General features: G+C 59.1%; 26 protein-coding genes and 1 pseudogene. 12 read left to right on the forward strand and 15 right to left on the reverse strand.

Annotation, left to right across the window (positions count from 1 at the left end):
- Positions 1 to 145 precede the first annotated feature (145 nt).
- Positions 146 to 1270, forward strand: a complete 1125-nt coding sequence (locus F6R97_RS23545) for a GNAT family N-acetyltransferase (protein ID WP_315867196.1) — start codon at positions 146 to 148, stop codon at positions 1268 to 1270.
- 20 nt (positions 1271 to 1290) lie between these two features.
- Here F6R97_RS23545 and aqpZ read toward each other — a convergent pair whose 3' ends face one another.
- The 3 genes from aqpZ to F6R97_RS23560 all read right to left on the reverse strand — a co-directional run bounded on the left by aqpZ (position 1291) and on the right by F6R97_RS23560 (position 3444).
- Entirely contained in the window at positions 1291 to 1989 is a 699-nt protein-coding gene (aqpZ, locus tag F6R97_RS23550) for an aquaporin Z (RefSeq protein ID WP_315867163.1), read from the reverse strand.
- 345 nt (positions 1990 to 2334) lie between these two features.
- The gene (locus tag F6R97_RS23555) at positions 2335 to 2940 is read right to left on the reverse strand and encodes a pyridoxamine 5'-phosphate oxidase family protein (RefSeq protein ID WP_315867164.1); all 606 of its coding nucleotides are present in this window, start codon (positions 2938 to 2940) and stop codon (positions 2335 to 2337) included.
- Positions 2941 to 2958: 18 nt separating this feature from the next.
- On the reverse strand, positions 2959 to 3444 hold the full coding sequence (locus tag F6R97_RS23560; protein ID WP_038979385.1) for a GNAT family N-acetyltransferase: 486 nt from the start codon (positions 3442 to 3444) through the stop codon (positions 2959 to 2961).
- Between the two features lie 141 nt (positions 3445 to 3585).
- Here F6R97_RS23560 and F6R97_RS23565 point away from each other — a divergent pair, with 141 nt between their 5' ends.
- The 3 genes from F6R97_RS23565 to F6R97_RS23575 all read left to right on the forward strand — a co-directional run bounded on the left by F6R97_RS23565 (position 3586) and on the right by F6R97_RS23575 (position 5693).
- A complete protein-coding gene (locus F6R97_RS23565; RefSeq protein ID WP_038979386.1) occupies positions 3586 to 4011 on the forward strand; it encodes a YybH family protein in 426 nt (141 codons plus the stop codon).
- 98 nt (positions 4012 to 4109) lie between these two features.
- Positions 4110 to 4454 carry a YciI family protein gene (locus F6R97_RS23570; protein ID WP_315867165.1) on the forward strand — a complete coding sequence of 115 codons (345 nt, stop codon included), beginning with the start codon at positions 4110 to 4112 and terminating at the stop codon, positions 4452 to 4454.
- A gap of 3 nt (positions 4455 to 4457) precedes the next feature.
- Entirely contained in the window at positions 4458 to 5693 is a 1236-nt protein-coding gene (locus tag F6R97_RS23575) for an RNA polymerase sigma factor (protein ID WP_315867197.1), read from the forward strand.
- A 122-nt stretch (positions 5694 to 5815) separates the two neighbouring features.
- Here the strand turns inward: F6R97_RS23575 and F6R97_RS23580 are convergent, their stop codons facing one another.
- Complete coding sequence (locus tag F6R97_RS23580) at positions 5816 to 6670, reverse strand: LysR family transcriptional regulator (RefSeq protein WP_315867166.1); 855 nt, start codon at positions 6668 to 6670, stop codon at positions 5816 to 5818.
- An 89-nt stretch (positions 6671 to 6759) separates the two neighbouring features.
- Here F6R97_RS23580 and F6R97_RS23585 point away from each other — a divergent pair, with 89 nt between their 5' ends.
- Entirely contained in the window at positions 6760 to 7194 is a 435-nt protein-coding gene (locus F6R97_RS23585) for a multidrug/biocide efflux PACE transporter (protein ID WP_048394105.1), read from the forward strand.
- A 30-nt stretch (positions 7195 to 7224) separates the two neighbouring features.
- Here F6R97_RS23585 and F6R97_RS23590 read toward each other — a convergent pair whose 3' ends face one another.
- A complete protein-coding gene (locus F6R97_RS23590) occupies positions 7225 to 7983 on the reverse strand; it encodes an SDR family NAD(P)-dependent oxidoreductase (protein WP_038979391.1) in 759 nt (252 codons plus the stop codon).
- A 121-nt stretch (positions 7984 to 8104) separates the two neighbouring features.
- Between F6R97_RS23590 and F6R97_RS23595 the strand changes: the two genes are divergently transcribed.
- The gene (locus tag F6R97_RS23595; RefSeq protein ID WP_038979392.1) at positions 8105 to 9001 is read left to right on the forward strand and encodes a LysR family transcriptional regulator; all 897 of its coding nucleotides are present in this window, start codon (positions 8105 to 8107) and stop codon (positions 8999 to 9001) included.
- 51 nt (positions 9002 to 9052) lie between these two features.
- On the opposite strand, the pseudogene F6R97_RS29680 reads toward F6R97_RS23595, so the two are convergent.
- Together F6R97_RS29680 and F6R97_RS23600 are read right to left on the reverse strand one after the other, a co-directional pair.
- Positions 9053 to 9132 (reverse strand): annotated as a pseudogene (locus F6R97_RS29680) (hypothetical protein); the annotation flags it as partial.
- A gap of 192 nt (positions 9133 to 9324) precedes the next feature.
- The gene (locus tag F6R97_RS23600) at positions 9325 to 10347 is read right to left on the reverse strand and encodes a transporter (protein ID WP_038979393.1); all 1023 of its coding nucleotides are present in this window, start codon (positions 10345 to 10347) and stop codon (positions 9325 to 9327) included.
- 273 nt (positions 10348 to 10620) lie between these two features.
- Here F6R97_RS23600 and F6R97_RS23605 point away from each other — a divergent pair, with 273 nt between their 5' ends.
- Both F6R97_RS23605 and F6R97_RS23610 read left to right on the forward strand, forming a co-directional pair.
- On the forward strand, positions 10621 to 12246 hold the full coding sequence (locus tag F6R97_RS23605) for a methyl-accepting chemotaxis protein (protein ID WP_050683217.1): 1626 nt from the start codon (positions 10621 to 10623) through the stop codon (positions 12244 to 12246).
- A 205-nt stretch (positions 12247 to 12451) separates the two neighbouring features.
- Positions 12452 to 12796 (forward strand): hypothetical protein, encoded by a 345-nt coding sequence (locus tag F6R97_RS23610; protein WP_315867167.1) that lies wholly within the window; start codon positions 12452 to 12454, stop codon positions 12794 to 12796.
- On the opposite strand, the gene F6R97_RS23615 is transcribed toward F6R97_RS23610, so the two are convergent.
- The 3 genes from F6R97_RS23615 to F6R97_RS23625 form a co-directional block, all read right to left on the reverse strand.
- Positions 12780 to 13985: a GAF domain-containing sensor histidine kinase gene (locus F6R97_RS23615; protein WP_315867198.1), complete on the reverse strand. Its 1206-nt coding sequence runs from the start codon at positions 13983 to 13985 to the stop codon at positions 12780 to 12782. The two genes, F6R97_RS23610 and F6R97_RS23615, sit on opposite strands and share 17 nt — an antisense overlap.
- 158 nt (positions 13986 to 14143) lie before the next feature.
- On the reverse strand, positions 14144 to 14449 hold the full coding sequence (locus F6R97_RS23620; RefSeq protein ID WP_038979396.1) for a PepSY domain-containing protein: 306 nt from the start codon (positions 14447 to 14449) through the stop codon (positions 14144 to 14146).
- A gap of 190 nt (positions 14450 to 14639) precedes the next feature.
- On the reverse strand, positions 14640 to 15767 hold the full coding sequence (locus F6R97_RS23625) for a glycerophosphodiester phosphodiesterase (RefSeq protein ID WP_038979397.1): 1128 nt from the start codon (positions 15765 to 15767) through the stop codon (positions 14640 to 14642).
- A gap of 236 nt (positions 15768 to 16003) precedes the next feature.
- On the opposite strand from F6R97_RS23625, the gene F6R97_RS23630 reads away from it, so the two are divergent.
- Positions 16004 to 16330 carry a DUF2025 family protein gene (locus tag F6R97_RS23630; protein WP_048394118.1) on the forward strand — a complete coding sequence of 109 codons (327 nt, stop codon included), beginning with the start codon at positions 16004 to 16006 and terminating at the stop codon, positions 16328 to 16330.
- Positions 16331 to 16475: 145 nt separating this feature from the next.
- Here F6R97_RS23630 and F6R97_RS23635 read toward each other — a convergent pair whose 3' ends face one another.
- Together F6R97_RS23635 and F6R97_RS23640 are read right to left on the reverse strand one after the other, a co-directional pair.
- Positions 16476 to 16799 carry an antibiotic biosynthesis monooxygenase family protein gene (locus F6R97_RS23635; protein WP_038979399.1) on the reverse strand — a complete coding sequence of 108 codons (324 nt, stop codon included), beginning with the start codon at positions 16797 to 16799 and terminating at the stop codon, positions 16476 to 16478.
- A complete protein-coding gene (locus tag F6R97_RS23640; protein ID WP_315867168.1) occupies positions 16796 to 17503 on the reverse strand; it encodes a CTP synthase in 708 nt (235 codons plus the stop codon). The genes F6R97_RS23635 and F6R97_RS23640 overlap by 4 nt, the downstream gene beginning before the upstream one ends.
- Before the next feature lie 15 nt (positions 17504 to 17518).
- Between F6R97_RS23640 and F6R97_RS23645 the strand changes: the two genes are divergently transcribed.
- The gene (locus tag F6R97_RS23645) at positions 17519 to 18460 is read left to right on the forward strand and encodes a LysR family transcriptional regulator (RefSeq protein WP_315867169.1); all 942 of its coding nucleotides are present in this window, start codon (positions 17519 to 17521) and stop codon (positions 18458 to 18460) included.
- Between the two features lie 6 nt (positions 18461 to 18466).
- On the opposite strand, the gene F6R97_RS23650 is transcribed toward F6R97_RS23645, so the two are convergent.
- Together F6R97_RS23650 and F6R97_RS23655 are read right to left on the reverse strand one after the other, a co-directional pair.
- The gene (locus tag F6R97_RS23650; protein WP_315867170.1) at positions 18467 to 19006 is read right to left on the reverse strand and encodes a DUF1003 domain-containing protein; all 540 of its coding nucleotides are present in this window, start codon (positions 19004 to 19006) and stop codon (positions 18467 to 18469) included.
- 142 nt (positions 19007 to 19148) lie between these two features.
- On the reverse strand, positions 19149 to 19757 hold the full coding sequence (locus F6R97_RS23655) for a TetR/AcrR family transcriptional regulator (RefSeq protein WP_038979403.1): 609 nt from the start codon (positions 19755 to 19757) through the stop codon (positions 19149 to 19151).
- Between the two features lie 215 nt (positions 19758 to 19972).
- Here F6R97_RS23655 and F6R97_RS23660 point away from each other — a divergent pair, with 215 nt between their 5' ends.
- Both F6R97_RS23660 and F6R97_RS23665 read left to right on the forward strand, forming a co-directional pair.
- A complete protein-coding gene (locus F6R97_RS23660) occupies positions 19973 to 21049 on the forward strand; it encodes an MBL fold metallo-hydrolase (protein WP_038979404.1) in 1077 nt (358 codons plus the stop codon).
- A gap of 113 nt (positions 21050 to 21162) precedes the next feature.
- Entirely contained in the window at positions 21163 to 22695 is a 1533-nt protein-coding gene (locus F6R97_RS23665) for an amidase family protein (protein ID WP_315867171.1), read from the forward strand.
- 109 nt (positions 22696 to 22804) lie between these two features.
- Here F6R97_RS23665 and F6R97_RS23670 read toward each other — a convergent pair whose 3' ends face one another.
- Positions 22805 to 23122, reverse strand: a complete 318-nt coding sequence (locus F6R97_RS23670) for a helix-turn-helix domain-containing protein (protein ID WP_038979406.1) — start codon at positions 23120 to 23122, stop codon at positions 22805 to 22807.
- Positions 23123 to 23407: the final 285 nt, after the last annotated feature.

Below are 23407 nucleotides of genomic sequence, written 5' to 3' on the forward strand. Positions count from 1 at the left end.
GCAGTAAGCGCTGTACGAGCTCTTTCTTCATCCGTTAAAGCTCCTCTCGTTTAACCCCGCTTCGGCGGGGTTTTTTTTGTTTCGGGTTAGCCAATCAGATAAGCGATACTCGTCCCATCTGTAGAAAATGATGGTTGGGATGCTAATGCCGCTGCAAAGTCTGGAACGTCTGTCCGAAATCGCGCCGCACACCTGGGACGCGCTGGTACCGGAAACTCAGCCGTTTCTGCGCCATGCTTTTCTGAGTGCGCTGGAAGACAGCGGCAGCCTCGGCCCGCATTCCGGCTGGCAGCCCGAGCATTTGCTGCATGTTGAAGGCGATCGCCTGATCGCCGCGCTGCCCAGTTACCGCAAATGGCATTCCTACGGCGAGTATGTGTTCGACCATGCCTGGGCCGAAGCCTGTGAGCGTGCCGGCATCGACTACTACCCCAAGCTGTTGACGGCGGTGCCGTTCAGCCCGGTCAGCGGGCCGCGATTGCTGGCGGCGACGATCGAGGACGGTTTCGAACTCCTGCAGAGCCTGCCGGGTTATCTGGAGATCGAAGGACTCTCCAGCGCCCATATCAACTTCACCGATCCATTCACCGACGCGGCATTGGCCGAACAGCCTGGCTGGTTGCAGCGCATTGGCTGTCAGTACCATTGGCAGAATCGCGGTTATCGGGATTTTCAGGACTTCCTCGACGCCCTCAGTTCGCGCAAGCGCAAGCAAATGCGCAAGGAACGTGAGCAAGTGGCGGGGCAGGGCATCGACTTCGAATGGCTGGAAGGACGACAACTGGATCAGGCGCAGTGGGACTTTGTGTATGCCTGCTACGCCAATACCTACGCGGTGCGTCGGCAAGCGCCGTACCTGACGCGGGAATTTTTCAGTCTGTTGGCCGAGCGAATGCCCGAATCGATCCGTGTGGTGCTGGCCAATCAAGGCTCACGACCGGTGGCCATGGCCTTCAGTCTGGTCGGAGGCGACAGCTTTTATGGTCGTTACTGGGGCTGCCTGGCAGAGTTCGATCGCCTGCATTTCGAGACCTGTTTCTATCAGGGCATGGATTACGCGATTGCCCATGGTTTTCAGCGTTTTGATGCTGGCGCGCAGGGTGAGCACAAGTTGATTCGCGGGTTCGAACCGGTGATCACCCATTCCTGGCATTACCTGCGCCACCCGGGTTTGAAGTCGGCGGTGAAAGACTTCCTTGAGCGTGAGCGGGTCGGGGTCATGGGGTATGCAGAAGAAGCGAAGACCGCCTTGCCCTACCGACAAGGCTGATCTTCGCGTTATGTCCCTTGTTAGCTGTCCTCTTTACCCAGCCAGCGATACATCACGCCGCCGATGACCGCACCCAGGATCGGCGCGAGCCAGAACAGCCACAGTTGTTGAATCGCCCAACCGCCGACAATCAGCGCCGGGCCCGTACTGCGGGCCGGGTTCACCGAGGTATTGGTGACCGGAATCGAGATCAGGTGGATCAGGGTCAGCGCCAGGCCGATGGCGATGGGCGCCAGTCCGGCCGGGGCGCGTTTGTCGGTGGCGCCGAGAATGATCAGGATGAACATGGCGGTCATCACCAGTTCACTGACAAAACCCGCCGCCATCGAATAGCCGCCGGGGGAGTGTTCGCCGTAGCCGTTGGATGCAAGGCCGCTGGACAGCTCGAAGCCGGGTTTACCGCTGGCGATGAAGTACAGCAGAGCCGCTGCGATGATCGCGCCAATCACCTGGGCGATGATGTAGGCGGGCAGTTCTTTGGCAGGGAATCGTCCGCCGACCACCAGCCCGACCGAAACCGCAGGGTTGAGATGACAGCCCGAAATGTGGCCGATGGCGAAGGCCATCGTCAGCACCGTCAAACCGAATGCAAAGGACACCCCCAGCAAACCGATCCCCACGTCTGGAAACGCCGCCGCCAGGACCGCACTGCCGCACCCCCCTAACACCAACCAGAACGTTCCCACCAATTCTGTAGCCGAGCGTTTGAACAAAGACATAGCGAATTTCCCTGTCGAGATAACACTGTCGTTGTGCATCCAGCAGATGGACTACAGAACCATCTCCAGAACCTTGCCTGAGTACAGCAGGGTTTTAATGAAATTCCAGTGACCATAAAAAACCGTCAGCGCCCGTACTTAATAGGGTTATGGCGGTTATCGCAGATCCAATGTGCGGACTCATGTGGCGAGGGGGCTTGCCCCCATTGGGGCGCGAAGCACCCCTAAAACCAGTCACCGCGATATTGAAATTAGAAAGCGGTGACTGGTTTTACGACTGCTGCGCAGTCGAACGGGGGCAAGCCCCCTCGCCACAACTCGCTCCCCCAGTGGCTAGTCGTCGTGTCAGTAGAGGCTATCCCGTACTCTCACCGGTGCTTCCCGGTCATACGCCTCGGCATCGAACTGCCCATCGTTCAGGCGCTTGTGAAACGCCCCGGCGGTCGGCAGCGCAGAGCGTTCGAGGTGTTTCTGCGGGTTCCACAAATCCGAACGCACTATCGCTTTCGAGCAGTGGAAATACGCCGCTTGCACCGTCACCAGCATCACCGTGCGTGCCGGTTTGCCGTTGACTGCAAAACTCTCCAGCAACTCGGGCTCGGCGCTGATCTGCGCCGTGCCATTGACCCGCAATGTCTCGCCAATCCCGGGAATGATGAACAGCAGCGATACCCGCGAGTCGAGCACGACATTGCGCAGCGTGTCGATGCGGTTGTTGCCCGGTCGATCCGGAATCGCCAGCGTGCGTTCATCGACGATCCGCACGAAACCCGGCGTATCGCCACGCGGCGAGCCGTCCATGCCGTCGGGGCCGACCGAGCTGATAATCACCAGTGGCGAGGCGCGGACCATCGCCTGATAGTCCTCGTTCAGAAACGGGATCTGCTTGCGCACGGCGCGGTCATGGGGCAGGCCGTAGATCGCTTCCAGCGCTTCGATTGAATTCAACATCGTTCATCCCTCTACGAATCAGAAAACCAACCCCATGCGCCGCTCATAACCGATCCGGCCTTTGTACGCTTCGCCGCTGTCGACAAAGCCATATTTGGCATACAGCGCGATGGCCGACTCATTGTCCGCATCCACCGACAACTCCAGCCCTTTGATTTCCGGCCAGGCCTGGCGCGCAACCTCGGGCAGGGCTTGCAGGCAGGCTTTGCCATAGCCTTTGCCCTGTGCGCGGCGATCGACTTGCAGGGCGTGCAGGGTGGCGCTGTGTTCATCGGCCCAGGCCGGCAGCACCGGCGGGCGCTTGAGCAGCAGGAAGGCCACCGGAACATCCTCCACCAGTAGCGCAAAGCCTTTGACGCCAGGGCCAGGCTTGGACAGCAAGGTATGCAACGCACCATGAATGTCGCCGGAGAATTTGATTTGTTCGGCGTGGATTTCGATCGCCTCGACCTGTTGGCGCTGCAGGGCGTTCAGGCTTTCGTAAGGCACGAGTCGGGCAGTCACTGGAGTGTCCTTTTTCCAACGGAAATGAGCTTCGGATTCTAGCGAGTTTGCGTTCGTCGCCTATTTTTATTTCGTCTGTCGATTTGATTGATCGCCAGACGACTAAGGGTGTCTTCACACTAAAACTCACGGAGAACCATCATGAATGCTCAAACACAAATCCATAACCTGATCGAGAACTACCGCCAGGCGGTCATCGCCAAGGACGTGGAAAAGGTCATGGCTCTGTACGCCGATGACATTGTCTCCTTCGACGCGGTCAAAGCCCTGCAATTCAAGGGCAAGGCGGCCTATCGCGCGCATTGGCAGGAATGCCTGGAGATGTGCCCTGGCCCGCATATTTTCGAGTTCCATGAAATCACCATCGAACCGTCCCAGGAGATAGCCTTCGCCCATTGGCTGGCGCATTGCGGCGGCACCAATGAAAAGGGTGAAACCCAGGCCTGCTGGATGCGCGTCACCGCATGCTACCGCCAGGAAGCGGGGCTATGGCAGATCGTTCACGAACACTGGTCGGCACCGTTCGACATGACCAGCGGCGCGACCCTGTTTGACCTGCAACCCTGATCGTCGGTTTGTTTATCAGGAAGCAGCGCCAAAGCGCCAATCTGCAGCCATAGTTGATTCGTTCGATTAGGGCAGAGCCTCAGAAATGGAGAGTTCCCATGAAGTATTTATGCCTGGTCTACAGCAACGAGCACGAGTTGCACTCGCTGCCCGAAAGCCCCCACGACGCCGAGTGCATGGCCTACAGCGAGTCGATCCAGGGCAGCGGCCGGATGATCGCCGCCGAAGCGCTGGAGTCGGTGCAGACCGCGACTACCGTGCGCATGCGCGACGGCAAAATGTCGGTCACCGATGGCCCGTTCGCTGAAACCAAGGAGCAATTGGCCGGCTTCTACCTGATCGATGCCAAGGATCTCAATGAAGCCATCCAGGTCGCCGGCAATATCCCGGCGGCTCGGGTCGGCTGTGTCGAGGTACGCCCTGTGCGCCAGTTGAATCCCTGAGTGATGACGGGCGCAGCGGTCAAGGCGCGAGTCGAGCAGGTCTACCGCGAAGACTCGCGGCGGATTCTGGCGACCCTGATCCGTCTGCTCGGCGATTTTGACCTCGCCGAAGAAGCGCTGCACGAGGCGTTCTTCGTCGCGGTCGAGCGCTGGCAGCGCGACGGTGTGCCGGACAATCCGCGCACCTGGCTGGTGTCCACCGGGCGCTTCAAGGCCATCGATGTATTGCGTCGGCGCGCGCGTTTTAACGCGTCCCGGCCGATGTTGATCGCTCAACTGGAAGAGCTGGAGCAGGCTGACTGGAGTGATGAAGATGTGGAAGACGATCGCCTGCGCCTGATTTTTACCTGTTGCCACCCGGCACTGGCGGCGGACGCCCAAGTGCCGTTGACCCTGCGCGAAGTCTGCGACCTGACCACTGAAGAAATCGCCCGGGCCTTTCTCTCGGCACCGGCCACCATCGCCCAACGCATCGTGCGCGCCAAGGCGAAGATTCGTGATGCGAAAATCCCTTACCAAGTGCCCACCCTGACGGAACTGCCCGAGCGTCTCGACAGCGTGTTGCGGGTGATTTACCTGGTGTTCAACGAAGGCTACTCGGCGTCTATCGGCAACGAATTGACCCGCGAAGACCTGACGCGTGAAGCGATTCGCCTCGGTCGATTGTTGATGGAATTGCTACCCGAACCTGAGGTGATGGGGCTGCTGGCGCTGATGCTGTTGCATGAATCCCGGCGCCCGGCCAGGACTTCACCGAACGGCGAGTTGATTGTGCTGGACGAGCAGAATCGCTCGTTGTGGGACGCCGAACTGATTGCCGAAGGCTGTGCACTGGTTGAGCGGGCGCTGACGACGCGGCGTTTCGGGCCTTATTGCCTGCAAGCGGCAATTGCCGCAGTGCATGCCGAAGCGCCCACGGCGGGGGAGACGGATTGGCCGCAGATTGTCGGCCTGTATGACGTGCTGCTGCGGGCCGTGCCGTCGCCGGTGATCGAACTCAACCGTGCGGCGGCGCTGGCCAAACGCGATGGTCCGTTGGCCGGGCTGACGTTGATCGAAGGGATTCTGGCGCGGGGCGAGTTGCTGGATTACCACCTGGCGCACTCGGCGCGGGCGGAGTTTTACCGGCAGTTGGGAAGGGTGGAAGAGGCGCGGGCGGCGTATGAGCGGGCGCTGGAATTGACGCAGCAAATGCCGGAGCGACGGTTTATTGAGGGACGGCTCAAGGCGTTGGAATGATTTGATTTCACTGGCCTCATCGCGGGCAAGCCCGCTCCCACAGGATTGAGTCGATCACACCTTTGCGATTCGACTCAGTCCTGTGGGAGCGAGGCTTGCCCGCGATAAGGGCCGCAGGACCTTCACTCCAGCATCTTGCTCAATAACCAACTCCCCGCCGGCCCCGGCGGATGCAGGCGCGACCACAGCGCATCGACGCACACCGGTTTCGGCCAGCCGCGCACATTCAGTTCCACCAACGAACCGGCCCCAAACCGGCCTACTAGCCAGCGGGGCAGCGGTGCCCAGCCGAAACCGCCCTGGGCCATTTCCAGCAGCATCAGGTAACTCGGTGCCGACCAGACGCGCCCCTTCGCCCGGCTTTCATACGGATTGACGATTGTCGCCAGACGCAGCTCGCGGTGCTGTTGCAGCACGTCCTGATCGATTCCCTTCAGCTTCGCCAACGGGTGAGCGTGGGACACGAACAGGGCGATTTCCGTGCGCTCGTCCACCGTCGAACTGACCAGGTCGGGTGGGTAGCTGTCTTGCATCTCAGCGAAGGCGACATGCGCTCGGCCGCGTTGTACCAGCGCCACCAGGTCATCGCATTCGGCGATCAGGCATTCAAGTTCCAGATCTGGATAACGCTGCTCGAAAGCACTGAGCGCCGCTTCGAAACGGTCGGACTGATAAGTGTCGGAAATCGCCACGGTCAGCTTCGGCTCGACGCCTTGGGACAGTTGGCTGGCGGTCATTTCCAGACGACTGGTGGCGGCCAGAATCTCCTCGGCCCGCTGCAACATGACGTGCCCGGCCGGGGTCAGGGTCGGCTTGCGACTGCTGCGGTCGAAGAGGGCAAGATTCAGATCGATTTCCAGGCTGGCCACGGCGGCGCTGATGGTCGACTGACTGCGACCGAGTTTGCGCGCCGCGGCGGAAAACGAGCCTTGAGTCGCCGCCTGGACAAACGCCAGCAACACTTCGTGGGAAGCCATAAACTATCGCCTTGATCGATGGTTATTGGTTATGAAGTATCGGCGTGATGACAGATCATGGCAACCACAGTCACTCAGGGAGTCTGGCCATGAGCGCCAACAAATCCATTTCTGAACGAATTTTCCAGGCCATCGGTTTCGAACTGCTGGCGATATTGATCTGTACCCCGCTGCTGGCCTGGATCATGGACAAACCCATGCTGGAAATGGGCGCGGTAACCATGGCCATTGCAGCCCTTGCCCTGGCCTGGAACGTGGTCTTCAACGGCCTGTTCGACCGGTTGCTCAAGCGCTTTGCCATTGTGCGTAACGCGTGGGTCCGCGTGGTGCATGCGCTGTTGTTCGAGGGCGGTCTGGTCGCGTTCGGCGTGCCGTTGATTGCCTGGTGGTTGCAGGTCAGCCTGTGGCAGGCGTTCTTGCTGGACATCGGCGTACTGCTGTTTTTCCTGCCGTACACCTACGTATACCACTGGGGTTACGACGTGGTGCGTGAGCGGTGGGTGATGGCTCGCGCAGTTCGCTAATGAGAGGGCTCCCTCGCCACAGGTTTGGCCTTACAGAAACATCCCGCCTGAAGCCTCGATGCGCTGCCCGTTGATCCACTGGCCACCCGGAGCCAGCAGCAGCGCAATCGCGGCCCCGATATCATCCGGCTTACCCACGCGCCCCAGCGCTGTATTGCCAGCGATGAAGCTGTTCACGTCATTGTTATCGCGCACCGTCCCACCGCCGAAATCGGTTTCGATGGCACCCGGCGCCAACGTATTCACGGCGATGTTGCGCGCACCGAGTTCCTTGGCCTGGTAACGCGTCAGCACTTCCATCGCGCCCTTCATCGCCGCGTAGGCGCCGTAACCCGGCAAGCTGAAACGGGTCAGACCGCTGGAAATATTGACGATGCGCCCACCGTCAGCCATCAACGGCAGCAGGCTTTGAGTGAGGAAAAACGGTCCCTTCAAATGGATGCTCATCAACAGATCGAATTGCGCCACCGTGGTGTCGATAAAGTTCGCGTGCACGCCGATACCGGCGTTGTTGATCAGAAAGTCGAAACGCTGGCGATCGAAGTTCTGGCGCAACATCTCCCCCACCTGAGTGCTGAAGTCGGCGAAGCGTTCGCTCTGGCCGACGTCGAGTTGCAGCATGACGGCGCGCCCTCCCAGGTTTTCAATCTCCGCGACCAGTGCCTGCGCGTCCTCGGCCTGGCTGTTGTAGGTACCGATGATGTCGATGCCTTGGGTTGCCAGGTGCAGGGCAGCGCTTTTGCCAAGGCCGCGGCTGGCGCCGGTGATCAGTGCGATTTTACGGTTCATGGGACTTCCTCAAGAGCGGTGAGTGATGATGTGGAGGAAGTTTATTTATCCGCCATAGGGTGATAAATAGGCTGGAATCGGAATCACTGGTCGGTTAATCCGAACAATAGAAGGTCGACCCATGAACAAACTGGAACTGCTGCGCACCTTCGTCCGTGTCAGCGAAATGTCGAGTTTTACCCTCGCGGGTGAAAGTCTGGGGCTGCCCAGGTCTACGGTGTCCGAGCACGTCCAGGCCCTGGAAATGCTGCTGGGCACACGTCTGCTGCAACGCACCACGCGCAAGGTTCAGGCAACCCAGGACGGCGTAGTGCTATACGAACGCAGCAAGGATTTGCTTTCGCACATGGACGAAATCGAAGGGCTGTTTCGCCAGGACGCAGCTTCACTCATCGGGCGGATTCGCATCGACATGCCAAACATTCTGGCACGCCGGGTGGTAATGCCACGTCTGCCGGAATTCATGGCAAAACACCCCAATCTGGAACTGGAGATCAGCAGCACCGATCGCCGGGTCGATTTGCTCAGCGAAGGGTTTGATTGTGTGGTGCGGGTCGGCACGCAACCGGATCAATCGGTGGTCGCTCGCCACCTCTGCGACTTTGCGATGGCCAACTGCGCCAGTCCCGCATATTTGCAGCGCTATGGCATACCCGTAACGCTCGAGGATTTGGCGCAGCATCGGCTGGTCCATTACGTCGGCGTACTGGGTGCGCGGTCGGAAGGTTTTCTGTACGAGGAGGAGGGCAAGCTGCATCGAGTGTCGATGGCCGGCAGCGTGACGGTGAACAACACCGATGCTTATGAATCGGCGTGTCTGGGTGGTTTCGGTTTGATTCAGGCGCCGATGATAGGCATGAAACCGTACCTGCTCAGTGGTGAGCTGGTCGCGGTATTACCGCAGCTCAGCGCTCCGGCTCTGGAAGTCTCGCTGCTCTATGCCCGGCAACGGCATTTACCGTTACGGGTCAGGGCGTTCATGGAGTGGCTGGGGCAAATCATCCTGTCCAACACATGACCTATGGGAGCCTGCCAGTGGTGTCGGCGTCGAAGTAGCCGACCTTGTTCTTCCGAACGCCACCGCGCCGCTCGAAAGCAACACCCCCAGAAAGTTGAAGACCCAGACCAGGCCACGGCGAAATTCGGCGGCGTCCATCCGATATTGGGGTTTCACAATACCTGTGGCGAGGGGGCTTGTCGGAACGCCGCACCGCCCCGTTCGGCTGCGAAGCAGTCGTAAACCAGAGAATGCGGTCTGACTGACGAAACCGGATAGGGGCCGCTGCGCAGCCCAACGGGGGCAAGCCCCCTCGCCACAATGTATCAGTGGGGCCGAAGGATTCAATAATCCTGGCGCTTGCGAAACGCCCAGCGTCCGGCAATCAGGGTAAATGTTGCGACCAGCGCCACTAGAATCCAGAACCCCTCTGGATCGCCGGAAAGCGGCACGCCGCCGACGTTCATGCCGAAGAAACCGGCAATGATGTTGATCGGCAGCGCCAGCACCGTGACCACGGTCAGCGTGAACAGCGTGCGGTTGCTCTGTTCGTTGAGGTTGGCGGCGATTTCTTCCTGCAACAGCTTGATCCGTTCACCGAGGGCCGTGAGGTCGTTGATGATCAGCGCAAACTCCTCGGTGGACTTGCGCAGCTCCTTGACGTCCTCCTTCTGCAACCATTGCGGCGGGCGATTGAGCAGGCGCAGCAACGAGCCCGGCTCCAGCGCCAGCAACCGTTGCAGGCGCACCAGCACGCGGCGATTGGCGCCCAGCTCAGCGCGGTTGTTCGAGAGCCGCGAAGACAGCAACTCATCTTCGATCTGATCGACACTGAGGCTGGTCTTGCGCACGATCTGCGTCAGCACTTCACCCTGATCGCGCAGCAAATGCACCAGCAGCTCCAGCGGCGAGCGAAAACATTCACCGGCCTTCACCGAAGAACGCAACTTGTCCACCGAGTGCAGCGGTTGCAGGCGCGCGCTGATGATCAGCCGACTGCGGGCACAGACCCACAGCGTCGAGACATCCGAAGAGACCATGCTGCTGAGGTTGAACACCACGTCGTTGACCACCGCCAGCAACGCCGAATCGACATGCTCGATGCGCGTCGAGCGAGAACCTTCATGCAACGCTTCGAAAAATTCATCGGGCAAGGCCAGATGGCTTTTCATCCAGCGCTCGCACGCCGCATGGGCCAGGTTCAGGTGCAGCCAGAGGAATTCGTCGCTGTCGTCTGGTTGTTGCAGGCAGTGCAGCGCCTTGGCCGAATCAATCTCTCGGCCACGCTCGCCGGGGCGAAAACTGAAGCCGTAAAGCAGGCCGAACAGGTCGGAATCACGATGGCGCTGGTCGATGCTGTGGTTCATGAGGTCTCGCTGGAGGAGGCGCCTGTCGCGGGTTTCACAGGTTCACTTGAGCCCCATCATCGCAACGTAGTTTGAAGGTTTTGTGACAGTTGAATGGCGCCGGAAATCCGCCTCCTACCGGTGGTCGGAAGGGCTCAAGAAAGGCTCTGGCCCGCCGATGTGGGTGATGTTGATCTTCCGATTCTGGTGGTGAACCAGTGTCGCTGACAGGGATGTCTGGACATCTTGCACCCCACTTGGGCGTGCCTTATCCCTGTCATGAGATATCACTCGATGTTTTTGCAAAAATCCCTGAGAGCGCAAATCCTCGCGCTGTTGAGCGGCAGTCTGTTGGCGATGTTGCTGATCGCTTTGGCCTGCTTTCACTTTCTGTCCAGCGGCGTTCAGAGCTACGCGAACCTGATCGAAGGTCCGTTGCGCACGTCGCAATTGATCGATGAAGCCAACCTGCAATTCAAGGTGCAGGTTCAGGAGTGGAAGAACGTTCTGCTGCGCGGCAAGGAACCTGCGAACCTGGACAAATACTGGAAGCAGTTCGAGGACCGCCAGCGCGACGTGCAGGGCATCCTCGGTGAACTGGCCGGGCAGAAGGGCATCGAGCCGCAACTCAAGACTCGCATCGAGCGTCTGCGTGAAGAGCATCGTGTATTAGGAGCGGCCTATCAGAAGGGTCGTGATGCCTACGTGTCGGCCGGTGCCGACCCTGCGGCCGGCGACAACGCGGTCAAAGGCGTGGACCGTGCCGCCAGCGAGCAGATGAATGAACTGGTCAGCGAACTGCGCAAGCAGAGCATCGAGCAATCGAAGCTGATCAGTGCCAGCGCCGATCAGACGGTGTTGTTGGGGCTCGTGGTGATGCTGGTGTCGGGTCTGCTGATTGGCCTGTTGAGTCTGTGGCTGGTCAACCGCAACCTGGTGGAGCCGATCCGTAAACTGATCGACTATGTGGCACAACTCAGCCAAGGGCGCTTCGCCGAGCGCGTGGCCAGCACCCGTCAGGACGAGTTGGGCAACCTGGCCAAGGCTGCCAACACCTTGCGCGATTTCCTCGCCGAAACCTTCAGCCGTTTGCAGCGCAGCGCGACGGATCTGGACAGCGCCAGCGGCGAGCTGAACTCGATTGCCGGCCTCATGGCCAGCGGCACCAACGAGCAATTTAACCGCACCGATCAGGTGGCCACGGCGATGAACGAAATGTCCGCCACCGCGCAAGAAGTCGCGCGTCACGCAGCCGACGCGGCACGTGCGGCCGATGACGCCGACCAGTCCGCTCAGCAGGGCGAAAAAGTCATGCAGGGCACGATTCACACCATCACCCAAATGCGCGGCGAAATCGCCAACACCGCCACGGTCATCCGTCGTCTGGAAGCCGACAGTGGGCGCATCGGTAAAGTGCTGGAAGTGATTCGCGGCATCGCCGAACAGACCAACCTGCTGGCGCTCAACGCCGCAATCGAAGCGGCCCGCGCCGGTGAGGCCGGGCGTGGTTTCGCGGTGGTCGCCGATGAAGTACGCAGCCTGGCCCAGCGCACGGCGGCGTCGATCATCGAGATCAACCAGATCATTCAAACCGTGCAAACCGGTGCGGTGGACGCGGCCCAGGCAATCGAAAGCGGCCAGTCGCGCAGCGAAGAAAGTGTCGAGCAAGTGACCCAGGCCGGCGCCATGCTCGAGCGCATCACCCATGCCGTGGAAGCCATTCGCGACATGAACCGCCAGATCGCCACCGCCGCCGAAGAGCAGACCTCGGTGGCCGAAGATATCTCGCGCAACCTCACCGAAATCACCAGCATCGCCAGCACCAACCTGGACAACGTGCAGCGCACCGAAGCGGCCAGCCACAATCTGCACGGCTTGTCGGGGCAGTTGAATGAGGTGACGGCGCGGTTGAGCGCCTAGTGAAAATGGCCGTGTACGGCGGGGTCGTGGTCAGTACTTCGGCATGAGATTCCGGCCAGCAGGCATGACCGTTGGTCGGGTTCGTCGTTTCGAACCCCTTGATTCAGAGGGTACCTGTTAGTTCTGGCAGTAGACGAAATGGAGGTGTCAGCGTCTGATCGCGTTGCCAGCGCAGTGGCGCTGCTTAACCTACAGGGAGCGTGTCATGTCTATTGATCGGGTATTGAGCAAGTTGCATATTAACGGAATGACCCCGTTAGTTGGATACGACGGGCAAGTTACCGAACCTTCCTTGCCTATCGGTTTGCGGGCGAAAGTAGAAGGTAATCAGGGTTATGAAAACGGTGATTCGCTAACCGTGTTTTGGAACGATATAAAGGTGTTCGAACATTCCATCACTGAAGTCGAAATCCCAAATGGTGTGCTCTTTCAAGTCGAGAAGCGTTTCATAACGCTAGGTGATGTGGACGCCTACTACATGATCATCAGTAGCAATGGAAATAGCGTTCGTTCCCCCTTTCTGAAATTGAAGGTCAATCCTGCCGCGTAGGGTTTTCTATGGCGGCAAGCACAGGAAAGCTGAAGTTGAATAGCGTGCCTTTTTGCTCTATCGAGCTGACCTCCAGCTTCCCCCCATGGGACTGCGCAATCTGACTGGCAATGTACAACCCTAACCCGAGGCCGGTCTGCGGTGTTGCGCTGGCTGGTTTCGAGTAGGGCTGGAACAGATGCGGCAGCGCATCTTCGGCAATCAGCCCCTGATTCTTTACGCCCAACACAAAGTGTCCTTCCTTGACCTGCGCACTGACCTCGATCGGGCCGTTGGGATCTCCGTGGATAACGGCGTTCGCCACCAGATTGGATAGCAATTGCGCAACCCGTTCGCGATCACAATGGATGTTGCTCAGGTCGCCAATCGACGATTGAATGATGCGTTTAGGGTGAATGCTCTGGATCTCGGAGATCACATGCCGCAGGGCATCCCCCAGGTCCGGACATGGCTCGATATTTACGGGAATGCCTCGGCCCAGTGAGCCCCGCGCAAAGTCCAGCACATCATCCACCAGTTTGGTCGCCCGTCGGGCGCTGGTGAGGATGTGCCGGGCCCGTTGCTCATTCGCCGGGTCGGAGACTTTGCGCAGGAGCATTTCGGCGCCGGCGCTGATGGCGAACAAGGGGTTGCGCAGGTCATGGCCGAGCACGGCGATGAATTGTTCAGGCAGCTCGGTGGTTTTGCGTTCCTTGATCAGCGCCGCTTCGGTCCGTTGCAGGTTTTCTTCGGCTTCGATCTGCAGCGCGAGCATTCGGGCGAACGACTCCATGGTGCTCTGGATCGTGCTGGACTTGAGTGGCGCAGGGTTAGGATCAAGGGCACAAAGGGTGCCGAAAAAGCGCCCGTCAGTGCGCAATATCGGGACGGCAATGTAGCTTTCGAATGGATGGGCCTGAGGCGTGTGGTGATTGCGGTAGAGCGGATCTTCACTGGCCTTGTCGATCACCACCGAGTGGTGGCCCTGGCGGATTTCATTGCACAGGGCGGACACCAGGTCCAGCTCATCGCCCACCTGCAAACCGAAATCCAGTCGATCAAGCACTGCGCAGGCAGTCCAGGCCTCCTCGGTAACACGGGCCACCGCTGCGAACCGCAAACCGGTCAACTCACTGATCACCTGAAGAATTGCCGGCACCGCGCTGATCCGGCTGATTGTGGCGATGTCTGCTGCCGCTGTTTGCCCCATATCCGTGGTTCTCTGCTTCAACATGCCGAATGGTTTTGAGGGATTCTAGCGGGCTTGCGCGAATTGTCGCGGCTTCGTTCGTCGCTTCAGCGAACGGCCTGATGCCGAACGCAAAAAAGCCGCACGACCCGAAGATCGTGCGGCTTTTTGCAGATGAATCACTTGTCTTGTTTGTCGCTCAAAACCTTGCCGGTAGCGGCGTCGAAGTCCACATCCCACTCGGTGCCGTCAGCCATGCGCAGTTCAACTTCATATTCGTAGCCGTTGAAGTGGTTATCCAGGTCGGTGTCGGTAATCGTGGCGCCCGGGTGCAACTTCAGGGCGGCCTGGTTCATTTCTTCCAGAGGTTTGATCTTGCCACTCTTGACCAACTCAGGGATCTGGTCGACGCGAACGTCAGCCTGGGCCAGGCCAGCGGTGAGGGTCAGGGCAGCAGCGGTGAACAGGGCAGTTAAAGTTTTCATGAAGTTCTTTCCTTGGATGAGCTGTTTAAGTGGGATCAGGTTAATCGGTGTAACTTAATCCACCCTTAAATTCCCTTTGCCTGAACCAATGTCATCGCGGGCAAGCCACGCTCCCACAGGTTTTGCGCGGACCTTGTGGGAGCGTGGCTTGCCCGCGATGGAGACGACGCGGTGTCGTGTCTGGTGCCGATCAATACCCGTTGTTCTGCAACAACTGCGCAACGCTCGCCGCCGCCGGACGCTTATAAAACTTCAGCAATTCGCTGGCGCGGTTGGTGAAGATGCCATCGATACCGGCATCCGCCACTTTCTGGTAATCCACGGCATCGTCGATGGTGTAGACGTGCACCAGCAGGCCCTGATCGTGGGTGTACTGGTTCATCCACGGTTGCACCAGGTCTGAATAGCTCTGATCGCCACCCTTGGTCAGTGCAGCCGAAGGGCCGGTACCGATAGCGCCCTGAGCCTTGGCGTACTCGACCCATTGCTGGAACTCGGCTTTGTCTTTCGGTTCCTGCTTGGCGTAGTAGGTTGCTTTATCCTTGTCACCCGACTCGGCGAACGTCACTTTGGATTTCGGCTCGATGCTGCCTTCGCCCACCCACAGCAGCAGGATTTTCGGCACTTGCGGCATTTCCTTCTCGAGCAGCTCGAGGCTGCTCTTCTCGAAGGTTTGCAGCACTACTTTGCCTTTGCCCTGGCCGACCGCCAGATTGCTCTTCGCCAGTTTTGAGCCGGTAGGGCTCAGCCAGCCGCGGTCCTGCAATTTATCCTTGAGGTCACGCTCGATGCCGGGAAACTGCTTCGGTTCTTTGGTTTCGATGTACAGGCCCGGCTTGTGCAGCGGGTTGCCCTGGGCAATGTCGATGATTTCGTCCAGGGTCAGGATCTTCAGATCCGCGTAGCTCGGGCGTGCGCGATCCGGGTAAGCGCTGTTGAACCAGCTGCCGGCATCCAGGGTTTTGAGTTCGGCGATAGTGAACTCGTTGGCAAGGCTGTCCTTGCGCTCAGGGAATTTAGTGGCGACATCGGTGGTGCGTTGCAGGTTGTTATCGTGCAGCGCGAACAGCACGCCATCCTTGCTGCGTTGCAGGTCCAGTTCCAGGTAGTCGGCACCCAGATCGCGGGCCAGTTTGTAGGCCGCAGCGGTGGATTCCGGTGCATCGAAAGACGCACCACGGTGGGCGATCACTGCCGGGTGCGGAATGCCCAGGCGAGTCGCCAGTGCGGTGGGGCTTGGCTCGCTGGCGGCCTGTGCCTGGCCGAGGCCGAGCATCAGGCTCAGCAGCAGGGCGCTCTTGGTGAAGGTGACAGGCATGGTCGAAGTCCTTTTGCGATGGGTTTTCAAAGACGTATCTTTTAACAACTGAGCGCCGCTTGCGCTATCGCCAGACCGACATAAACGTATTTAAAGCATTTTTTTTCAGCGCTTTTGTGCGCTTCTTTGCAGTACTCTTGGTTCCGGTAATTTCCCCGGCAGAGGGAAACCCGTTCGCTTGCCCTGCGTGTAAACCATCGATCACCGGTCCTTTGCGACCTTTTGTGAGGTTTATCATGCGCATCACTTCCCAGCTCATTTGCCAGGCCGCCGACCAACTCAAAGGCTTCGTTGGCCTCAATCGCAAGACCGGCCAGTACATCGTGCGCTTCAGCGAAGACTCGTTCGGCATGGACGTGGCTGATGACGGCATCATCCCCACCAGTGAATTCGTCTGGGCACCCGGCCCCGAGCAGACCATGACGCTCAAGCGCGAACTGGTCCAGTTGCTGCTGGACCAAAACATCGACGACCGGATCAACATCACCGAACCGTTGCGGGTGTATATGGATCGGCGGGAAGTGCCGCAGATTACGGCGGTGAGGAGTTTAGTGCGGGGGTGAGGGTTTTGTGGTGTCAGATCGGGCCTCTTCGCGGGCAAGCCCGCTCCCACATTTGATCCCTGTTGGGCACAAATCTTGTGTGCGCAGGAGATCCCCTGTGGGAGTGGGCTTGCCCGCGAAGACGGCCTCCAGAACACCGCATCATTTACTGTTTGAACGCATATGCCCGCTCAACCTTACATACCCGCGTATGACACGCCGAATACCAGGTCGAACGCCCGCGCTCGCGAATCGCGCTGTGCTCGGGATGGTGTTTCCAGGCCAGGATCGCCGCTTCGCTATCCCAGTAGGACACCGTAATCCCAAGCCCATCCGCACCCCGGGCCGATTCCATGCCAAGGAAGCCGGGTTGCTCCCGGGCCAGTTCCACCATGCGTTCGGCGGCCTGTTCGTAACCGTGATCGCCGTCGGTGCGCAGCGAGGTGAAAATCACGGCGTAGTAAGGCGTTGCCGGTGTCTGGGCGATCATGATTTTTGCCTCGCACAAGCCTCGATCAACGCGCGTACCAACGGCGGCAGAATACCCTTGAGCGCGGCGCGTTCCGGTTGGAACAGCGTGGCGACAAAGAATGGATGATCTTTTAGCTCCACCGCCCGCAGATCCCCCGCCGAATCGTGGCCAACCGCGTGCAACTGCTGTTTCAGTAGCTCCCGTTCAAACTCAGGATTCACGCCATAACGGCAGCGATATCCCTCACGAATCTCAGCTTTTTCGTACGCCTTGGCAATCAACGAGCCTTCAACCAAATGAATGCTGTCGACGGCTTCCACCAGCGAACAGGTCAGCGGCGTGAATAATGCTCGCGTCGCATCGGGCGATGTCTCGCCGTGTTCGGCATCGTTCCAGCCCAGAACGTTGCGGGCGAATTCGAGTACCGCGTGCTGAAAACCGCCGCAAGTGCCGAGGAAAGGTCGTTGCTGCTCGCGGGCAAAACGGATCGCCCGTAACGCGCCGTCCATGTCGCGGTATGGGCTGGCGGGCACGCACCAGAAGCCATCGAAATCGTCCAGTGGCGTATCCACGTTGATGCTGTTGGTGGCCAACCATTGAAACTGTATGTCCTTGCCTGAGTGTTCGGCGGCCATGCCTAGGGCGACGGGAATGGCTTGGTGGGCGGTGACCTGTGGGTCGTGATCGCCGATCAGGGCAATGCGGATGACGCTGGTTTCCATGAGTGATCTCGACGCTTGTTGATTCCTGGCACCCACTATAGATTGGCGTTCACGCAATCAGTATTGGCGTTACTCCAAGTGATCAATGCACCGACGCACTATCGATTGGACTACCCGGACCTGTCCCTGATCCTCGCCCTGGTGCGCGGCGGCTCTCTGGCCCGGGCCTCGGCGTTGTTGAAAGTCGACGTCTCAACGGTGTTTCGCGCCGTCCGCCGACTGGAAGCCGCGTTGGGCCAGCAGCTGTTCGAAAAGAGCCGCGCCGGTTACCTGCCGACCACGCTGGCGCAGACCCTGGCCGAGCAGGCTGAGCGCGCTGAACAAGCGCTGGAGGCGGCGCGCGTTGGCGTGGAGCAGGGCGGTGAAATCATCAGCGGCACTGTGCGCCTGACCTGCACCGATTCAGTCCTGCAAAGTTTATTGCTGCCGGCACTGGCGCGGTTCATGCCGTCTTACCCCGCGCTGACCATCGAACTCTGCACCTCCAATGATTTCGCCAACCTCAGCCGTCGCGATGCCGACATCGCCTTGCGGCTGACCCGCACACCGCCCGAGCATTTGGTTGGCCGGCGGCTGGCGGATATTTCCTACCGGGTCTGTGCCAGCGCGGCCTATCTGCAATCGGTTGATTCCCACGATCAGGCTGCATTGACCTGGATCGCTCCGGACGACTTCCTGCCCGATCACCCCACCGTCGCCTGGCGACGTCAACAATTGCCTGGCGTGACACCGAGCTATCGCTGCAACAGCATGTTGTCGGTGACCGAGTTGGTGCGGGCCGGGCTGGGTGTCGCGGCATTGCCGGACTTCCTCATCGGTGATGGACTGCAACCGTTGACCGAGCCCTTGCACGGTTACGACACCGCACTGTGGTTGCTCACTCGCCCAGACTGCCGCGCATTGCGCTCGGTGGTGACGTTGTTCGATGAGTTGGGGCTGGCGCTGAAGTTGCCTTGAGTCGGATCACGCCTTCGGCGGCTCTTTGCCTACGAAGTGTTGATGCATTTCCGACGTCAGGCTTTCGATACGCTCGGTCAGGGTCTTGGTGATTTCGGTAAGCCGGGTGTTTTGCTCCAGCAGCTCCAACAGTTGCGCGGTGTGTCGCGCGGCCTGGGCCTGACGATCGCTGTTGGCCACGGCCAAGGCTTCACGATGTCGCGCATCGGCGTCTGACTGGGCTTTGTCCCGCGCCGCTTGACGCGTCTGGGCCAGCAGAATCAGCGGCGCGGCATAGGCCGCTTGCAGGCTGAACGCCAGGTTGAGCAGGATGAACGGGTACACATCGAAATCGGTCACACCAAACAAGTTCAGGCAAATCCAGACCACCACGATCAGGGTCTGGGCGCCAAGAAACGTCGGCGTGCCGAAGAACCGCGCAAAGGCCTCGGCGCGCAGGGCAAAACGGTCGGTACCGAAAGTAGGTGCCAGATGAGCGTGAGGACGATGAAAGCGCAGGTGATCGACGGGGCCGGTGGTTTCGATTTCGTGGGACGGGGTGCTCATAGTGCTCTCTGCATGGCCGCTGGGACTGAGGCTCACTATAGCCCCGGCGCCAGTTTCATTCTGAAACACATTTCGATGTTTCTAATCAGAGCGATCAATCAGCGATAAAGCCGCGGACATTGTCATTTTTTGCAGGCTCGATTCAGAGCTCATAACACGCCAGGAACATATCTAGCGCCGACTCCACAACGGTGTGCTGCATCTCGGGCGACAAGCCTGGCTGGCCCATGGATATCTGCGGCCAGAACGCAAAAGACTTGAGCAATCCCTGGACCTGTTGCGCGGCGAAGTCGGGTGCGACCGGTTTCAATAGGCCATCGGCCTGGGCAGCGCGAATCCACACGGTCAGGCCTTCTTCGCGTTCACTCATTCGGGCGACCATGTTTTGCGCACGCTCGGGAGAATGGATGGTGGCGGCAATCGCCACCCGTGCCAGGTCGAGAAAATTGTCATCGGCCAGCATCTGCAATTTTGCCTGCAACATCAGGCGCAACTGATCGCGCAGGGGCAGGTCAGGGCGGTAGGCCGCTTCCTGTTCAGCCGTTACCCGCGCCCATAATTGATTAAGGATTTCGGCGAACAACTCTTCCTTGCTCGGGAAGTGGTTGTACACGGTGCGCTTCGACACGCCAGCGGTGGCGGCGATCTTGTCCATGCTGGTGATGTCGAAACCGTTGGCACGGAATTCGGCAATCGCCGCCTGGATGATGGCTTCGCGTTTTCGGTCAGTGAGGCGCTGTGGAGCTGTCATAAATACGCTTAGGCAGGAAGATGTGGGGAATTACACTTGGTAGTTTACTTGTGATCAGCTTTGATGCAACCTTGAAACTACACTGTGCAGTGTAATGTTTCGTTAATCCTGCGCAGCGAAAAATAGAATCTCCGGCTGATGCGTGCGTGCCTTGGCCATTTATCGTCCCAAACGGAAAATCGTCAATCGTGCGGTTTTTCTGGAGTCATTCAGTCATGGCCACTTCAACTTCTCCAGCGGATAACGCCTCAACGCCTGAAGCTTCACGACAGGCTCAAGGGCAGTACCGAAACCATGTGCCGGTGCCGCGCGAAGGCTTTCGCAAAACCTTGCGCATCCTGTGGAACTTCATCTTCCACAAACCGCGCGACACCCGTCCGTCCGCTCCCGTCCCGGTGCAAACCCTGACCCAGGCTGCGTTGATCGCCGCGCCTAACCACAGCGTCTATCGCCTTGGTCATTCCACCGTGCTGCTGAAACTGCGAGACAAGTTCTGGATCACCGACCCGGTCTTCGCCGAGCGTGCCTCTCCGGTGCAATGGGCCGGCCCGAAGCGTTTCCATCAGCCGCCGATCAGCCTCGAAGACCTGCCGCCGATTGAAGCGGTGATCCTGTCCCACGATCACTATGACCACCTCGATTATCAGGCCGTCCTCAAACTGGCGGGCAAGACCCGGTACTTCCTCACACCGTTGGGTGTGGGCGACACTCTGATCAAATGGGGTATCGAGGCCAGCAAAGTGCGCCAACTGGATTGGTGGCAGAGCACCGAGGTCGATGGCCTTCAATTCGTCGCTACACCTTCGCAACACTTTTCCGGTCGTGGCCTGCTCGACGGCAACAGCACCCTTTGGGCGTCGTGGGTGATGATCGATGGCGACACGCGGATCTTCTTTAGTGGTGACAGCGGCTACTTCGACGGCTTCAAACGCATCGGCGAACAGTACGGCCCGTTCGACCTCACGCTCATGGAAACCGGCGCCTACAACGCCGAGTGGCCGCACGTTCATATGCAGCCCGAGCAAACCTTGCAAGCGCACATAGACCTTAAAGGACGCTGGTTGCTGCCAATCCACAACGGCACCTTCGACCTGTCGATGCACGCCTGGTACGAACCTTTCGACCGTATTTTGGCGTTGGCCTGGGAGCGGAGCGTATCGATTACCACGCCGCAGATGGGCGAGGCGTTCAATGTGATGGATCCGCAGCGTGGGCGCACCTGGTGGCTGGATCTGGAAAGTACGATGAAGGAAAAAGGGCGCGTGGCTTATAGCGGCTACAAGTCTGGATGAACTTTCGTACGGCCCCTGTTCCTTGTTGCTGACAGCCGTTTCCTGCGGCTTCGGTAGGCTGTGCGGCGAGTGAAATGACTCACTCGTGATTAGCCATAACAAGGACGCTTTACATGAAAGACTGTTTCAAAAAACGCATGACGGTGCTGGCCCAGGCCATTCTGATTTCGGTCACGGGTATCGCTTATGCGGATGACATCGCTGCAACATCAACCGCGGTCAACGCGCTCGAATACGCGAGTGTCAGTGAACTCACTGCACAGATGGAGCGTAACGAACTCACCTCTGTAGCCCTGGTGAAGCACTTGCAGGCGCGTATCGAGGCACTGGACAAGCAAGGGCCGGCGATCAACGCGATCATGGAACTCAATCCCCAGGCCATCGAGATTGCGACGGCCTTGGACAAAGAACGTGAGGACGGAAAAGTTCGCGGTCCGCTTCACGGGATTCCGGTTCTGCTTAAAGACAACGTCGATACCGCAGACACGATGCAAACGAGCGCGGGTTCATTGGCCATGATCGGCCAACCAGCGGCAAACGATGCGTTTGTCGTCAAGCGGCTTCGTGACGCAGGTGCGGTCATTCTCGGCAAAACCAACATGAGCGAATGGGCTTACGTTCGGCAAATGGGCTTGCCCCATGGCTGGAGTGGCCGAGGCGGCCAAGGGAAAAATCCCCACGTACTGGGCGGCGAAATATGCGGTTCCAGTTCCGGTTCGGCTGCAGGCGTAGCCGCCGGGTTCGCACCGCTGGCCATTGCCACCGAAACCAATGGCTCGATCACCTGCCCGGCCTCGGCCAACGGCGTGGTGGGTGTCAAGCCGACACTGGGGCTGTTCAGCCGTTCCGGCATCATCCCGATCACACGCCTGCAAGACACTCCCGGCACCATGACGCGCACCGTTCGTGACGCTGCGCTCATGTTCAACGCCCTGCAAGGTGTCGATGCCTCGGACGCCGCAACCGGCGACGCCCCGGTGGGTATCGATTACACCGCATTACTCGCCACGGACGCATTGAAGGGTAAACGAATCGGTTATCCGGTCGAGTACACGGGGCCGAATGGCACCGTGCTTCGTCCCGATTTTCAGTTCCTGATGGCCTTGGCCACGCTGGAAGAGCAAGGCGCTACTTTGGTGCCATTAAAAGTTCGGCTGCCGAACATTGACGGTTACTTCAACGCGCTCATGGCAGGCATGAAACATGAGCTGCCCGAGTACCTGGCCAGCCGCTCCGGGCTGCCGATCCAGACGCTTCAAGCGTTGATTGATTTCAACGAACTCAATCCTGGCCCCGAAGGTTACGGTCAGCAGATGCTCAAGGAAATCAACGAACTGGACATGACCCACGCACAGGCGACTGAATTGTTCGCGGCGTTCACGGCCGACTTCAAGGGCGCCATCGATGAGCAACTGACCGAGCACAATCTGGACGCCTTGGTCGCCGATGCCGACGGCTACTCGCAATTCAGTGCCGCAGCAGCTGGCTACCCAGCGATCACACTCCCGTCGGGCATGAATGGCGACCTGCCCACCTCCGTGTTCTTTTACGGCCCGCGCTGGAGTGAACCTAAACTGCTGGCGCTGGCTTACAGCTATGAACAGGCTTCGTTAGAACGCCAGAATCCGGCATTTAAACAGCAGTAAAGGGATGTAACCGGGCCAGTGAGTTTGCGGTTTCACTGGTCCGGTATGTCATGCTCAGGATGATTCCTTTTGCGTGATCCTGCGCAAACCCTTCAATCGATAACTTCACTCACTCAACCATCGCATAATCCGCCCGCCCCACCGGATCCGGTGTCGACCCTCTCACGTTCATCCCTCTACCCGGTGCAAATCCCGGGAAGAACACCAGACCTTGCGACTCAAACCGATACGCCAACGCCAGCCGGGTGACGTCCAGCACATCGCGTTCAGCCTCGAAACGCTGAATGGCGTCAACCGAAACCCCGGATTCCTCGGATAGCTCTTCAACACTCCAGCCCAGCATCGCTCGGGCCTGGGCGCAGTGGGCGGGGGTGAACTGGAAGAGGGCGATACGTTCCAGGGTGATTTTCATCGCAAGAGTGGCCATGGTGTTCTCCGGGCTCGAGAGTGCTGATTCAAAATGTACTGTGTTTTTGTACAGTTGTTTTGATCCCGGATCAAACTCATTTTTTGATCGATTACACCTTTCACTCAGGCAGGAGCCTGGGAGCGACTACGCTGTTTCTATGCGGGACCCTGAAAGCTCAAGGCTTTCAACTCTCGTCAGCAGCAATGATTGAACGTCAGCTTTCTGATTTTCAATACAGGGAAAGGTGGCGTTTATGACGCAGTGCGTCACAGCGTTATGCAGGGAAGGGAATCATGAAAAGAC

This window comes from Pseudomonas sp. JV414 (assembly GCF_032424305.1).
GTDB classification, from domain to species: Bacteria; Pseudomonadota; Gammaproteobacteria; order Pseudomonadales; family Pseudomonadaceae; genus Aquipseudomonas; species Aquipseudomonas lini.

Bases quoted from the DNA above. Each gene is read 5' to 3' on its own strand.
- F6R97_RS23545 (WP_315867196.1), top strand. From the start codon at position 146: ATGCCGCTGCAAAGTCTGGAACGTCTGTCCGAAATCGCGCCGCACACC.
- aqpZ (WP_315867163.1), bottom strand. From the start codon at position 1,989: ATGTCTTTGTTCAAACGCTCGGCTACAGAATTGGTGGGAACGTTCTGG.
- F6R97_RS23555 (WP_315867164.1), bottom strand. From the start codon at position 2,940: ATGTTGAATTCAATCGAAGCGCTGGAAGCGATCTACGGCCTGCCCCAT.
- F6R97_RS23565 (WP_038979386.1), top strand. From the start codon at position 3,586: ATGAATGCTCAAACACAAATCCATAACCTGATCGAGAACTACCGCCAG.
- F6R97_RS23570 (WP_315867165.1), top strand. From the start codon at position 4,110: ATGAAGTATTTATGCCTGGTCTACAGCAACGAGCACGAGTTGCACTCG.
- F6R97_RS23575 (WP_315867197.1), top strand. From the start codon at position 4,458: ATGACGGGCGCAGCGGTCAAGGCGCGAGTCGAGCAGGTCTACCGCGAA.
- F6R97_RS23580 (WP_315867166.1), bottom strand. From the start codon at position 6,670: ATGGCTTCCCACGAAGTGTTGCTGGCGTTTGTCCAGGCGGCGACTCAA.
- F6R97_RS23585 (WP_048394105.1), top strand. From the start codon at position 6,760: ATGAGCGCCAACAAATCCATTTCTGAACGAATTTTCCAGGCCATCGGT.
- F6R97_RS23590 (WP_038979391.1), bottom strand. From the start codon at position 7,983: ATGAACCGTAAAATCGCACTGATCACCGGCGCCAGCCGCGGCCTTGGC.
- F6R97_RS23595 (WP_038979392.1), top strand. From the start codon at position 8,105: ATGAACAAACTGGAACTGCTGCGCACCTTCGTCCGTGTCAGCGAAATG.
- F6R97_RS23600 (WP_038979393.1), bottom strand. From the start codon at position 10,347: ATGAACCACAGCATCGACCAGCGCCATCGTGATTCCGACCTGTTCGGC.
- F6R97_RS23605 (WP_050683217.1), top strand. From the start codon at position 10,621: ATGTTTTTGCAAAAATCCCTGAGAGCGCAAATCCTCGCGCTGTTGAGC.
- F6R97_RS23610 (WP_315867167.1), top strand. From the start codon at position 12,452: ATGTCTATTGATCGGGTATTGAGCAAGTTGCATATTAACGGAATGACC.
- F6R97_RS23615 (WP_315867198.1), bottom strand. From the start codon at position 13,985: ATGGGGCAAACAGCGGCAGCAGACATCGCCACAATCAGCCGGATCAGC.
- F6R97_RS23620 (WP_038979396.1), bottom strand. From the start codon at position 14,449: ATGAAAACTTTAACTGCCCTGTTCACCGCTGCTGCCCTGACCCTCACC.
- F6R97_RS23625 (WP_038979397.1), bottom strand. From the start codon at position 15,767: ATGCCTGTCACCTTCACCAAGAGCGCCCTGCTGCTGAGCCTGATGCTC.
- F6R97_RS23630 (WP_048394118.1), top strand. From the start codon at position 16,004: ATGCGCATCACTTCCCAGCTCATTTGCCAGGCCGCCGACCAACTCAAA.
- F6R97_RS23635 (WP_038979399.1), bottom strand. From the start codon at position 16,799: ATGATCGCCCAGACACCGGCAACGCCTTACTACGCCGTGATTTTCACC.
- F6R97_RS23640 (WP_315867168.1), bottom strand. From the start codon at position 17,503: ATGGAAACCAGCGTCATCCGCATTGCCCTGATCGGCGATCACGACCCA.
- F6R97_RS23650 (WP_315867170.1), bottom strand. From the start codon at position 19,006: ATGAGCACCCCGTCCCACGAAATCGAAACCACCGGCCCCGTCGATCAC.
- F6R97_RS23655 (WP_038979403.1), bottom strand. From the start codon at position 19,757: ATGACAGCTCCACAGCGCCTCACTGACCGAAAACGCGAAGCCATCATC.
- F6R97_RS23660 (WP_038979404.1), top strand. From the start codon at position 19,973: ATGGCCACTTCAACTTCTCCAGCGGATAACGCCTCAACGCCTGAAGCT.
- F6R97_RS23665 (WP_315867171.1), top strand. From the start codon at position 21,163: ATGAAAGACTGTTTCAAAAAACGCATGACGGTGCTGGCCCAGGCCATT.
- F6R97_RS23670 (WP_038979406.1), bottom strand. From the start codon at position 23,122: ATGGCCACTCTTGCGATGAAAATCACCCTGGAACGTATCGCCCTCTTC.